This window comes from Streptomyces ferrugineus (assembly GCF_015160855.1).
GTDB classification, from domain to species: domain Bacteria; phylum Actinomycetota; class Actinomycetes; order Streptomycetales; family Streptomycetaceae; genus Streptomyces; species Streptomyces ferrugineus.
In genome coordinates, this window is record NZ_CP063373.1 from 8,696,450 (window position 1) to 8,708,984 (window position 12,535).

At 69.8% G+C, this 12,535-nt stretch carries 11 protein-coding genes and 1 pseudogene; 7 read left to right on the forward strand and 5 right to left on the reverse strand.

Annotated elements, in window-relative coordinates; all coding sequences use genetic code 11:
* The first annotated feature begins 255 nt into the window (after positions 1 to 255).
* The 5 genes from IM697_RS38615 to IM697_RS38635 all read left to right on the forward strand — a co-directional run bounded on the left by IM697_RS38615 (position 256) and on the right by IM697_RS38635 (position 5,109).
* On the forward strand, positions 256 to 1,215 hold the full coding sequence (locus IM697_RS38615) for an SPFH domain-containing protein (RefSeq protein ID WP_194041300.1): 960 nt from the start codon (positions 256 to 258) through the stop codon (positions 1,213 to 1,215).
* Positions 1,212 to 1,460 (forward strand): type II toxin-antitoxin system antitoxin, encoded by a 249-nt coding sequence (locus tag IM697_RS38620; RefSeq protein ID WP_194041302.1) that lies wholly within the window; start codon positions 1,212 to 1,214, stop codon positions 1,458 to 1,460. The genes IM697_RS38615 and IM697_RS38620 overlap by 4 nt, the downstream gene beginning before the upstream one ends.
* Before the next feature lie 105 nt (positions 1,461 to 1,565).
* On the forward strand, positions 1,566 to 2,090 hold the full coding sequence (locus IM697_RS38625) for a PadR family transcriptional regulator (RefSeq protein ID WP_194041304.1): 525 nt from the start codon (positions 1,566 to 1,568) through the stop codon (positions 2,088 to 2,090).
* Positions 2,087 to 2,776, forward strand: coding sequence for an ABC transporter ATP-binding protein (locus IM697_RS38630; RefSeq protein ID WP_194041306.1), 690 nt, complete (start codon positions 2,087 to 2,089; stop codon positions 2,774 to 2,776). Before IM697_RS38625 ends, IM697_RS38630 begins: the two co-directional genes overlap by 4 nt.
* Positions 2,773 to 5,109: an ABC transporter permease gene (locus IM697_RS38635; RefSeq protein ID WP_194041308.1), complete on the forward strand. Its 2,337-nt coding sequence runs from the start codon at positions 2,773 to 2,775 to the stop codon at positions 5,107 to 5,109. The genes IM697_RS38630 and IM697_RS38635 overlap by 4 nt, the downstream gene beginning before the upstream one ends.
* 2 nt (positions 5,110 to 5,111) lie before the next feature.
* Here IM697_RS38635 and IM697_RS38640 read toward each other — a convergent pair.
* A pseudogene (locus IM697_RS38640) lies at positions 5,112 to 6,148 on the reverse strand (LysR substrate-binding domain-containing protein).
* A 136-nt stretch (positions 6,149 to 6,284) separates the two neighbouring features.
* Here IM697_RS38640 and IM697_RS38645 point away from each other — a divergent pair.
* Both IM697_RS38645 and IM697_RS38650 read left to right on the forward strand, forming a co-directional pair.
* Positions 6,285 to 6,839, forward strand: a complete 555-nt coding sequence (locus IM697_RS38645; protein WP_194041310.1) for a peroxiredoxin — start codon at positions 6,285 to 6,287, stop codon at positions 6,837 to 6,839.
* A 5-nt stretch (positions 6,840 to 6,844) separates the two neighbouring features.
* Positions 6,845 to 7,384 (forward strand): alkyl hydroperoxide reductase, encoded by a 540-nt coding sequence (locus tag IM697_RS38650; protein ID WP_194041312.1) that lies wholly within the window; start codon positions 6,845 to 6,847, stop codon positions 7,382 to 7,384.
* A gap of 24 nt (positions 7,385 to 7,408) precedes the next feature.
* Here the strand turns inward: IM697_RS38650 and IM697_RS38655 are convergent, their stop codons facing one another.
* The 4 genes from IM697_RS38655 to IM697_RS38670 form a co-directional block, all read right to left on the reverse strand.
* Positions 7,409 to 8,824, reverse strand: a complete 1,416-nt coding sequence (locus tag IM697_RS38655; protein WP_194041314.1) for an AI-2E family transporter — start codon at positions 8,822 to 8,824, stop codon at positions 7,409 to 7,411.
* 138 nt (positions 8,825 to 8,962) lie between these two features.
* Positions 8,963 to 9,649: an aggregation-promoting factor C-terminal-like domain-containing protein gene (locus tag IM697_RS38660; RefSeq protein ID WP_456114985.1), complete on the reverse strand. Its 687-nt coding sequence runs from the start codon at positions 9,647 to 9,649 to the stop codon at positions 8,963 to 8,965.
* 417 nt (positions 9,650 to 10,066) lie between these two features.
* A complete protein-coding gene (locus IM697_RS38665) occupies positions 10,067 to 11,392 on the reverse strand; it encodes a PhoH family protein (protein ID WP_194041318.1) in 1,326 nt (441 codons plus the stop codon).
* Between the two features lie 354 nt (positions 11,393 to 11,746).
* A complete protein-coding gene (locus IM697_RS38670; protein WP_194041320.1) occupies positions 11,747 to 12,520 on the reverse strand; it encodes an isoprenyl transferase in 774 nt (257 codons plus the stop codon).
* Positions 12,521 to 12,535: the final 15 nt, after the last annotated feature.

The following is a 12,535-nucleotide window of genomic DNA, read 5'->3' on the forward strand; positions in this document are numbered from 1 at the left end:
TCCGCTTCGTTCTTGTGTGCACTGCTGCCACACAGGTTCGCCGCTCAGGTCAGCTCAGAAAGCTAACACCGGAAGATGTGACAAAGGGCTGTCGATCCGGTCTTTTGCGGACGTGACAATCAGCACCTGTCCCACCGGAACCGACGGCTGAGGGGGGCATAGGGTTGCTCGCTCGGGGTAAAGTGATATCAGTTAGCTAGACAAAAGCTAGTGGGAACATGACACTGTTTCCGGATGAAACGGGGGATATCACCCATGTCGAACACGAAGCCCGACACCAGGACTGACACCACGTCAGCCATCGCCGACGTACCCGACATGCCCGAGCCGCGGGTGCGGGAGTTCACGGCGCACAGCATCGGCGGCGGGCGCGCCCTGCTGCTCGGCCTGGTGGGGCTGCTGGTCGGCGGCGGGCTGGTGGCGGGCGGGGCCGTCGCCGCGGCCGCCGCCGGCGTGAAGGCCACGCTGATCGTGCCCGGCGTGCTCGCCGGGCTCGGCTCACTGCTCGCCATGTCCGGCCTGAACATGGTCGCGCCGGGCGAGGCTCGGGTCGTCCAGCTCTTCGGGCGGTACCGGGGGACGATCCGGGAGGACGGGCTGCGCTGGGTGAACCCCTTCACCTCCCGCACGAGGATCTCGACCCGGGTCCGCAACCACGAGACGGCCGTGCTGAAGGTCAACGACGCCTACGGCAACCCGATCGAGCTCGCCGCGGTGGTGGTGTGGAGGGTCGAGGACACCGCGCAGGCCACGTTCGAGGTGGACGACTTCCTGGAGTTCGTCTCCACCCAGACCGAGGCGGCGGTGCGGCACATAGCCATCGAGTACCCGTACGACGCCCATGACGAGGGCGGCCTCTCACTGCGCGGCAACGCCGAGGAGATCACCGAGAAGCTCGCCGCCGAACTGCACGCGCGCGTGGAGGCGGCCGGAGTGCAGATCATCGAGTCGCGCTTCACGCATCTCGCGTACGCTCCCGAGATCGCCTCCGCGATGCTCCAGCGGCAGCAGGCCGGAGCGGTGGTCGCAGCCCGGCGGCAGATCGTCGACGGAGCGGTGGGCATGGTCGAGGCGGCTCTCGCGCGGATCAACGAGCGGGACATCGTGGAGCTGGACGAGGAGCGCAAGGCGGCGATGGTGTCGAACCTGATGGTGGTGCTGTGCGGTGACAGGTCCCCGCAGCCGGTCCTCAACACCGGGACGCTCTACCAGTGACGGTTCCCCCTGAGGAGTCCTCGCCGAAGCGGCGACCGCAGCAGCGCAAGCAGGTGCTGCTGCGGCTGGACCCGTCGGTGTACGAGGCGCTGGCCCGGTGGGCGGGGGACGAACTGCGCTCGGCCAACGCACAGATCGAGTTCCTGCTGCGGCGCGCCCTGGCGGAGGCGGGCCGGCTGCCGGGTGAGGCCAAGCCGATTCCCCGGCGCGGACGCCCTCCCGCACAGCCCCCCGAGTCCCAGTAGCAGAACCGTGACAATCGGCCCCCACCTGGGGCTCCGTACCCACGGCCATGAGCTGCACACCGGGCGTATACATGCGGCGTATACACCCCGTGTAGAGTCCTCGCCATGTCCATTGGTCACACCCTCCTAGGGCTCCTGGAATCGGGCCCCCGTCACGGCTACGACCTCAAGCGGGCCTTCGACGAGAAGTTCGGTCACGACCGGCCGCTGCACTACGGCCAGGTCTACTCGACGATGTCCCGGCTGCTGAAGAACGGGCTCGTCGAGGTCGAAGGGATCGAGCCCGGCGGCGGTCCCGAGCGGAAGCGGTACGCCATCACGGACGCCGGGATCACCGACGTACAGCAGTGGCTCGCGACGCCCGAGAAGCCGGAGCCGTACCTCCAGTCGACCCTCTACACCAAGGTCGTCCTCGCCCTGCTCACCCGGCGCAACGCGGCCGACATCCTCGACACCCAGCGCGCCGAACACCTGCGGCTGATGCGGATCCTCACCGACCGCAAGCGCAAGGGCGACCTCGCCGACCAGCTCATCTGCGACCACGCCCTGTTCCACCTCGAGGCCGACCTGCGCTGGCTGGAACTGACCGCCGCGCGCCTCGACAAGCTGGCCGAGGTGGTGACCAAGTGACCCCGCCACCCGGTTCGCTGCTCGCCGCCGAGGAACTGCGCAAGGCCTACGGCCCGACCGTCGCGCTCGACGGCGCCGAGTTCTCCATCCACCCCGGCGAGGTCGTCGCCGTCATGGGCCCCTCCGGCTCCGGCAAGTCGACGCTGCTGCACTGCCTCGCCGGCATCGTGCCGCCCGACTCGGGGTCCATCACCTACAACGGGCTCGAACTCGCCACCATGAGCGACGCCCAGCGCAGTGCGCTCAGGCGCTCGGATTTCGGGTTCGTCTTCCAGTTCGGGCAGCTCGTGCCGGAGCTGACCTGCGTGGAGAACGTCGCCCTTCCGCTGCGGCTGAACGGCACCTCCCGCAAGGTGGCCGAGAAGGCCGCCCTGGCCTGGATGGAGCGGCTGGAGGTCGACGACCTGCGCAAGAAGCGGCCCGGTGAGGTCTCCGGCGGCCAGGGGCAGCGCGTCGCCGTCGCCCGGGCGCTGGTGACCAACCCGCGCGTGCTGTTCGCCGACGAGCCGACCGGCGCGCTGGACTCCCTCAACGGCGAGCGCGTGATGGAGCTGCTCACGGACGCCGCCCGCTCCACCAACGCCGCCGTCGTCCTCGTCACGCACGAGGCACGGGTGGCCGCCTACTCCGACCGCGAGATCGTCGTACGGGACGGCAGGTCCCGGGACATGGAGCGCGTCGTATGAGCATGGGTCAGTGGGCCCGGGATCTGGGCATGGGGGTCCGCTTCGCCTTCGCCGGCGGACGTGAGGGATGGGTCCGGGCCCTGCTGACGGCCGTCGGGGTGGGCCTCGGGGTGGCGTTGCTGCTGCTGACGACGGCGGTCCCGAACATGCTGACGGCCCGGCACGACCGGGAGAACGCCCGCACCGACATCGCCTACAGCTTTGCGGACAGGAAGAAGTCGGACGCCACCCTGCTCGTCGCGGACGTCGACACCGACTTCCGCGGCAAGGACGTCCGCGGCCGGGCCCTGGAGCCCGAAGGAGCGAAGGCACCGCTGCCGCCGGGGGTGGAGGAGTTCCCGGCGGTGGGCGAGATGGTCGTGTCCCCCGCGCTGAAGAAGCTGCTGGAGTCGGACGACGCAAGGCTGCTGCGCGAGCGGCTGCCGGAGCGGATCGTCGGCACCATCGCGGAGAGCGGGCTGATCGGCTCCCACGAACTCGCCTTCTTCCGGGGCGGTGAGGGCCTCGCGCCGCATATCGACGGCTCCCGGGTGGCCCGTATCGAGCGGTTCGGGGACACGAGCCCGACCGAGACACGGACCGACCCGGTGCTGATCCTGATGGTCGTCGTCGTCTTCGTGGTGCTGCTGATGCCGGTCGCCGTGTTCATCGCCGCGGCCGTGCGCTTCGGCGGCGAGCGGCGTGACCGGCGGCTCGCGGCACTGCGGCTGGTCGGCTCCGACAGCCGGATGACCCGGCGGGTCGCGGCCGGCGAGGCGCTGGCGGGCTCGGTGCTCGGACTGGTCTTCGGCGCGGTCTTCTTCATGGTCGGGCGGGAGATCGCGGGCTCGGTCGAGGTGTTCGACGTCAGCGTCTTCCCGAGCTACCTCAACCCCTCCCCCTTGCTGGCCGTGCTCGTCGGCCTGGCGGTGCCGGCGGCGGCCGTGCTGGTCACGATGTTCGCGATGCGCGGGGTGGTGATCGAGCCGCTCGGCGTGGTGCGCACGGCGAAGCCCACGCGGCGCCGGCTGTGGTGGCGGCTGCTGCTGCCGCTGGGCGGCCTGGCGATGCTGTGGCCGATGATCGGCCAGGGCCGCGACGGCGGCACCTTCAACGAGTACCTGGTCATCGGCGGTGTGCTCCTGCTGCTCATCGGCGTGACCACGCTGCTGCCCTGGATCGTCGAGGCGGTCGTCGCCCGGCTCGGCTCGGGCGGTGTCGCCTGGCAACTGGCCGTGCGCAGGCTCCAGTTGAGCAGCGGCACGGCGGCCCGCATGGTCAACGGCGTCGCGGTGGCGGTCGCCGGGGCGATCGCGCTGCAGATGCTGTTCGCCGGGGTGCAGAGCGACTACACCGAGGACACCGGGTACGACCTCTATCGGGCGCAGATGCAGGTCTCCATGTCCCGTGGCGCCCAACTCGGCCCGGCGGTCGAGAAGTTCCGGGACACCGAGGGCGTCCGGCAGGTCCACGCGTACGCCGAGGGCTACCTGGGCGAGCGGCGCAGGGACCCGGACATGGGCGCCGAGATGACCGTCGGCGACTGCGCGTCGCTGCGCGAGGTGGCCAAGCTCCCCTCGTGCCGGGACGGTGACGCCTTCTACGTGTCGAACGCCGCGGAGGACGAGAACACCCGGACGCTGGTGAAGCAGCCGGGCCGGACCGTCTACCTCGACCCGTCGTACGAAGGCGGCCTGCGGCGGCAGGAGATCGCCTGGACCGTGCCGAAGGACCTCAAGCCGGCCGGGACACGGCTGGACCAGATGGCCCGCGAGCGGGGCGGCTTCCTGCTCACCCCGAAGGCGCTGCCCGCGTCCGCCGCGCCGGCCCTGCGGGGGCAGGTGTACCTCAGCTTCGACGGCCCCGCTGCCGATGTGGTGGAGCGGGTACGGAACACGGCGGCGGCCGTGGACCCGCTGTCGACCCCCATGACCTGGTCCTCCACCCGCACGTCCGACCGCTACGAAACCATCCGCACCGGCCTGTTCGTCGGCGCCGTCGCCGTGCTGGCGCTGATCGGCGCGAGCCTGCTGGTCTCCCAGCTCGAGCAGCTGCGCGACCGCAAGAAGCTGCTGTCGTCGCTGGTCGCCTTCGGCACCCGGCGCCGCACGCTGAGCCTGTCGGTGCTGTGGCAGACGGCCATCCCGATCGCCCTGGGCCTGCTGCTGTCCACGGTGGTGGGGCTGACCCTGGGCGCGGTCCTGCTGAAGATGACGGACACCCCGATCGTCGTGGACTGGACGAGCGTGCTGTCGATGACGGGCGTCGGCGCTGGCGTCGTCCTCGCGGTGACGCTGCTCAGCCTGCCGCCGCTGCTGCGGCTGATGCGACCGGACGGGCTGCGCACGGAGTGACGTCACCCAGGGTGTGTGCCGGACGTCCCGTCGTCGTCCGCGGTCGGTCCGTGCGATCGCGGCGCAGGCGGGACGTCCGGCACACGCCCCAGGGAGGCGTCCGCCGCCAGCACCCGTACGGGCAGCGGGCTCAGCGCCGCCCGCAGTGCGGCCGCCAGTTCCTGGTACTCCGCGCTGCGGCGGCGCCCGTGCGCATCGCGAGGGCGATGCGGCGGGTCGGGGCCGGGTCGGCGAAGCAGGCGGTCAGCAGCTGGTTGCTGCGGGTCGTCTCGACCTTGACGGCGGTGCGCGGCAGCAGGGTGACACCGAGGCCGCCGGCGACGAGCTGCACCAGGGTGGACAGTCCGGCGGCCGTGGTGGTGACGGGGGCGTCCGCACGCCCGGCCTCGCGGCAGATGTCGAGGGCCTGGTCGCGCAGGCAGTGCCCCTCGTCGAGCAGCAGCAGGTTCAGCTCCTTGAGCACCCCGCGCGCAATGCCCTCGCGGCCGCCGAGCCAGTGGTCGAGGGGCGTGACGAGCACGAAGTCCTCGTCGAACAGGGGCAGTTCGGCCACCCCGGGCACCCCGAGGGGGACGGCGAGAAGAAGCAGGTCCAGGCGGCCCGCGGTGAGCCCGTCGACCAGGCTGGCGGTCTGCTCCTCGTGCACCTGCAGGTCGAGGTGCGGATACCGGTCGTGGACCAGCCGCAGCACCGTCGGCAGCAGATACGGCGCCACCGTCGGGATGACCCCGAGGCGCAGCGCGCCGGTGAACGGCGCCCGGACCGCCTCGGCCTCCTCCATCAGCGCGCCGACCTCGACCAGCACCGCCTTCGCCCGTACGGCCAGCCGCTCGCCGGCCGGCGAGAGCAGCACCTTGCGGGTCGTGCGCTCCAGCAGGGTGATCCCGAGGGTCTCCTCCAGGGCGGACACGGCGCCCGAGAGCGCGGGCTGGCTCATGCCGATCGCGGCGGCCGCGTCCCGGAAGTGCAGATGCTCGGCGACGGCGGCGAAGGCCCGCAGCTGGGCGAGGCTGGGCTGTCTCCTCTTACCGGCGGTCATCGATAGGCTCCTTCGATCAATCCGACCGAGTGTAGCTATTTCCCGTATCAATGCAGCCTGTGCCAGGATCGGTAAGGTCCAACCCAAAGGGAGACACCTGTACCGAACGGGTGTCTCTTCGCTGCAAGGAGAGCGTGTGCTCACTGTCGGTGACAAGTTCCCCGAGTTCGAACTGACCGCCTGCGTCTCGCTGGAGAAGGGCGCGGAGTTCGAGACGATCGACCACAAGACCTACGAGGGCAAGTGGAAGATCGTCTTCGCCTGGCCGAAGGACTTCACCTTCGTCTGCCCGACCGAGATCGCGGCCTTCGGCAAGCTGAACGAGGAGTTCGCCGACCGCGACGCCCAGGTCCTCGGCTTCTCCGGTGACTCGGAGTTCGTCCACCACGCCTGGCGCAAGGACCACGACGACCTGCGCGACCTGCCGTTCCCGATGATGGCCGACTCCAAGCACGAGCTGATGCGCGACCTCGGCATCGAGGGCGAGGACGGCTTCGCCAAGCGCGCCGTCTTCATCGTCGACCAGAACAACGAGATCCAGTTCTCCATGGTGACCGCCGGCTCCGTCGGCCGTAACCCCAAGGAGGTCCTGCGGGTCCTGGACGCCCTGCAGACGGACGAGCTGTGCCCGTGCAACTGGACCAAGGGCGAGGACACCCTGGACCCGGTCAAGCTCCTTGCCGGAGAGTGAGTGACATGTCCCTCGACTCCCTGAAGTCCCGCATACCGGACTACGCCAAGGACCTGAAGCTCAACCTGGGCTCGGTCATCGGCAACTCGGACCTCCCGGCGCAGCAGCTGTGGGGCACGGTGCTCGCCACGGCGATCGCCTCCCGCTCCCCGATCGTGCTGCGCGAGCTGGCGCCGGAGGCGAAGGCGAACCTGTCGCCGGAGGCGTACAAGGCGGCGAAGTCCGCGGCCGCGGTGATGGCGATGAACAACGTCTTCTACCGCACCCGGCACCTGCTGTCCGACCACGAGTACGGCAACCTGCGCGCCGGGCTCCGGATGAACGTCATCGGCAACCCCGGTGTCGACAAGGTCGACTTCGAGCTGTGGTCGTTCGCGGTGTCCGCCATCAACGGCTGCGGCATGTGCCTGGACTCGCACGAGCAGGTGCTGCGCAAGGCGGGCGTGGACCGCGAGGTCGTCCAGGAGGCGTTCAAGATCGCCTCGGTGATCCAGGCCGTGGGCTCCGCCTTGGAGGCCGAGGCCGTGCTGGCCGACGTCGAATAGGCGCCGTTGCTCTTCGGACCCCGCTCACCCTTCGTGGGCGGGGTCCGCTGCGTTGTGGTGGCCGTCGTTACCGGGGGCCGCGCCCCCAGACCCCCCTTCGGCCTGAACGGCCTCGTCCGCAATCGCCGGACGGGCCGGCTTTCGCTGACCGGCGCTGCTCGGGACCGATTCCTGCGCGTACGCCCGCAGATACCCCACGATCGTGTTCGACACCGCCACCAGCGGTACGGCGACCACCGCGCCGCCGATCCCCGCCACCATGCCCCCGGCCGCCACCGACAGCACGACCGCCAGCGGATGGACGCGGACCGCGCGGCCGAGGATGAACGGCTGGAGGACGTGGCCCTCGATCTGCTGGACCGCCAGGACGACGGCGAGGGTCATCACGGCGGTGAAGACGCCCTGGGTCACCAGGGCCACGACCACCGCCAGGGCGCCGGAGGCCACCGCGCCCACGAGCGGGATGAAGGAGAACAGGAAGATGAACACGGCCAGCGGGACGGCCATCGGCACATCGAGGAAGTAGATGCCGATGCCGATGAAGACGGCGTCGATCAGGGCGACGAGGACCGTGCCGCGTACGTACGCCGTGAGCGTCGCCCATGCGCGCGGGCCGGCGCCCGCGACGCCCGGCCGGGCCGCGGCGGGCACCAGCTTCAGCGTCCACTGCCAGATGCGCTTGCCGTCGTAGAGCAGGAAGAGCGTGGAGAACGCGGCCAGCAGAATGCCGGTGAGGGCTTCGACGACGACGGTCACGCCTTCGAGGCCGGCCGAGGTGATCTCGTCGGTGTTGGCGCCGATCGCCTCCCGGAGGTTCTCGGCGATCTCGTTGATCTGCTTGTCGGTGACGTGGAAGGGGCTGTTGAGCAGCCAGTTGCGCAGCTCGTCGATGCCGTCCTGGACCTGGTCGGAGAGGTTGTCGATGTTCTCCATGACCTGCCAGGTCACGAACCAGCCCATCAGCCCGATGACGACGAACCCGAGGATCGCGGTCAGCGCGGTGGCGGGCCCGCGCGGCACTCCGCGCCGGGTCAGCCAGGCCACCGAGGGCTGCATCAGCGCGGTGAGGAGCAGGGCGATGACGAAGGCCAGCACGACGAGTTGGACGGCGCTGATGACCCGCATCAGCACCCAGACGGTTCCGGCCAGCACCAGCAGCCGCCAGCCGGCCTCGGCCGCGACCCGTACGCCCCACGGCACGACCTGTGCGGGGTCGGGGCGGGGCGGCGGAGCGCTGGGCGCGTAGTCGGGGGGCGCCGGTACGTGGCCGGGGGGCGGTGGCATGTCGTCGGGGGCCGTTTCAGCGGCGGCCACGGGCTGCCGTGCCGGCTGGAGTTCGGCGCTCTCCCGTTCCACCGCGGCGCGGCGCTCGGCCAACCGCTCGCTCATCTCGGTCAGCCCGGCACCGAGCCGTCCGAGCCACCCTGGCACTCGCGACATGATCCGTCCTCTTCCCCCGTCTGTCCCCACCACTCCCCCCTGGAGTCGTTGAACCCGACCGTACATGGCACGGTCCGCAGAAGAGCGAAAGCCCCTCACCGAAGGACGGTGAGGGGCTCTGCGGGGTTGAGCGAGGGCTCAGTACCAGCGGTTGGCCTGCCAGAAGCTCCAGGCGCCGCAGGGGCTGTCGTAGCGCTCGTTCATGTAGTTCAGGCCCCACTTGATCTGGGTGGCCGGGTTCGTCTGCCAGTCCGAGCCGACGGACGACATCTTGGAACCGGGCAGGGCCTGGAAGAGGCCGTAGGCGCCGGAGGAGGGGTTGACCGCCCGGTAGTTCCAGCTGGACTCGTGGTCCACGATGTTGCTGAAGCACTGCCACTGGTCGCTCGGCACCATGGACCGCGCCATCGCCTGGATCTGCGCGATGGTGTACGAGCTCTGGACGGGGAAGTCGGCGGAGGAGGACCGGGAGGCCTTCGCCTCGGCCTCTTCGCGCTCCTTGGCTTCCCGCGCCGCCTTCTCGGCGGCTTCCTTCTTCTCGATCGCGCTCTGAGCGGCAGCCTTGCGGGCCGCCTCCTCGGCGTCCTTCTTGGCGCTCACGTCCGCGGCGATGGCCTGCACATCCGCCTGCGCCGACACGGACTCGGTCTGCACCTGGGCCTGCTGGCCCGCGGGTATGTCCGCGAGGAGCGTCGAATCGGCTGCCGTCGCTTCGGCGTCGTTGTTCTGCGCGGTGCTGCCCGAGGCAACGCCGACGACGCTTCCGACAGCGGTGACCGCGGTGGCCGAGGCCACTGCGAATCCCCTGACCGAAATCGGACTCACACGGTTTCCTTCCAGCATCGCCCGCTTCGGTGACCCTGGCGGACGCAATCTTGCCCCTGGCGCTGGCCTCCCAACTGCGGGGTCACGGGAGGCACGGACCCGGTGGGCAACTCCCGCGAGGGAGCGCCGCGTACTGACTCGGGCGGCATACGACGTCGCTATGCAGTTGGTGGTGGTGCTGCTGTGGGTCCGTACCGCTGGGGGTACAGGTGTGTCGTATGCGGGGCCTGACAGGAGTGAGACTCTGCCGCACCCGGACGCCGCAAGGCAATTCTGTGTTGCGTGTGAAAGCTCACACCTCGTTTGTCCCTGGGGTTTTGCGGAAAGCCGCACACGCCGAGGCGCCGCCCGGATAGGCTCTCCCGCCTTCCGAACGGCGCCAACCAACGAGTAGCTACCGCAAGTTGAGCACTTGGGTCAGATCTGCCCGTCCTCCAGCATTTCGGTCACAAGGGCGGCGATCTGGGACCTCTCGGACCGCGTCAGGGTGACGTGGGCGAAGAGGGGATGCCCCTTCAGCTTCTCCACGACGGCGACGACACCGTCGTAGCGCCCGACCCGCAGATTGTCCCGCTGCGCCACGTCGTGAGTGAGAACCACCCGCGAATTGGCGCCGATTCGGGACAGAACGGTAAGAAGCACATTCCGTTCCAGCGACTGCGCCTCGTCCACGATCACGAACGCGTCGTGCAGCGACCGTCCGCGGATATGGGTGAGGGGGAGCACCTCCAGCATTCCGCGTGCGGTGACCTCCTCGATGACCTCGCGGCTGGTGACCGCGGAGAGGGTGTCGAAGACCGCCTGCGCCCAGGGGCTCATCTTCTCGGCCTCGGTGCCCGGCAGATAGCCGAGTTCCTGCCCGCCCACCGCGTACAGCGGCCGGAAGACCATCACCTTCTGGTGCTGACGGCGCTCGAGGACCGCCTCCAGACCCGCGCACAGCGCCAGCGCCGACTTGCCGGTGCCGGCCCGGCCGCCCATCGACACGATCCCGACGTCCGGATCGAGCAGCAGGTCGAGCGCGATCCGCTGCTCGGCACTGCGCCCCTTGATGCCGAAGGCCTCCCGATCGCCGCGCACCACCCGGACGTTGCCCTCGGGCGTGATCCGGCCCAGCGCCTTGCCGCGCTCGGAGTGGATGGTCAGCCCGGTGTGCACCGGCATGTCGGCCGCTTCGGGGACGAAGACGTGCCCCTCCTCGAAGAGGATGTCCACCTGTTCGCCCGGCAGGGTCAGTTCGGACATTCCGGTCCAGCCGGAGGAGTCCGTGATGGCGAGCTCGGCGCGGTACTCCTCGGCGAGGAGGCCGACGGACGAGGCCTTGATCCTGAGCGGCAGGTCCTTCGACACGACGGTGACGTCGAACCCCTCGGCCTGCAGATTGCGGGCGACCGCGAGGATGCGGGAGTCGTTGTCCCCCAGGCGGTAGCCGGTGGGCAGCACGCTGGGGTCCGAGTGGTTGAGCTCGACACGGACGGTCCCGCCGAGGTCCCCGATCGGAATCGGGGCGTCGAGACGGCCATGCTTCACCCGGTAGTCGTCGAGCAAGCGCAGCGCCTGCCGGGCGAAGTAGCCGAGTTCGGGATGGTGCCGCTTGGCCTCCAGTTCCGTCACCACGACGATGGGGAGCACGACCTCGTGCTCGTCGAAGCGGTTCAGGGCGTTCGGGTCGGCCAGCAGGACGCTGGTGTCGAGAACGTAGGTGCGCCGGTCTGGCTTGTGGCGCTTTGTGCTGGTCACCACGGAAGGACGTACCCCCTCGGATGAGGTCGGGGAGCGACGGAGTGGAGCTGGACCGGTCGTCGGCCGCCCTGCACGCCTGGCATGGGCCGAAAACCGGCCCTCCACTGCTTCTTCCGTGCCGTGACCGCACGGTCGGGCTGGTGCAAAGGGCCTCCCGGGCGGACGGCTCCGGCGCCGCCCGCTGAGATACGACACCCGTGGTTCGGGCGTCGACCTGCTTGCCTTATGCCCTCGAACATGCGCTGCCATGCCAGCGCATATGACGGCGCCCCGGTGAACTCCTTGTTACTTCTGTCCCAAAGAAGGTGACTTTCGCCTCGCCGAAATACGGCGGTCAGCTGGCCGAAAGGGGGCTCAGCCGCCGTAACGCCGGTGCCGGGCCGCGTAGTCGCGCAGGGCGCGCAGGAAGTCGACCTTGCGGAAGGCCGGCCAGAAGACCTCACAGAAGTAGTACTCGGAGTGGGCCGTCTGCCAGAGCATGAATCCGGACAGCCGCTGCTCGCCGCTGGTGCGGATCACGAGGTCGGGGTCGGGCTGGTCGCCGGTGTAGAGGTGGCGGCCGATCAGGTCGACGCTGACGGCCTCGGCGAGGTCCTCCATCGAGGTGCCCTTGTCGTGGGCGTCGAGGACCATGGAGCGCACGGCGTCGGCGATCTCCTGACGTCCGCCGTAGCCGATGGCGACGTTGACCAGTATCCCGTCGACGTGGGCCGTGGACCCCTCGGCCTCCTTCAGCGTGGTCTGCATCTGCGAGGGCAGCAGGTCCGGGGTGCCGACGTGGTGCACTCGCCAGCGGCCGTCGGCGGCGAGGGTCCGTACGACGTCCTCGATGATGCCGAGCAGCGGGACGAGTTCGTCCTGCGGCCGGTCGAAGTTGTCGGTCGACAGCAGCCAGAGGGTGACGACTTCCACGTCCGTCTCGCTGCACCAGCCGAGGAATTCCTCGATCTTCTCGGCACCGGCCCGGTGACCGTGCACGGTGGTGGAACCCGCGGCCTTCGCCCAGCGCCGGTTGCCGTCCATGATGACGCCGATGTGCTTGGGCACCTGAGCGTGGTCCAGGTGGCCCTCCACCCGGCGTGCGTACAGCCTGACCAGCAGGTTGCGCAGCTTGTCGCGCAGGTTCACTTGTTCGTCAGCCCC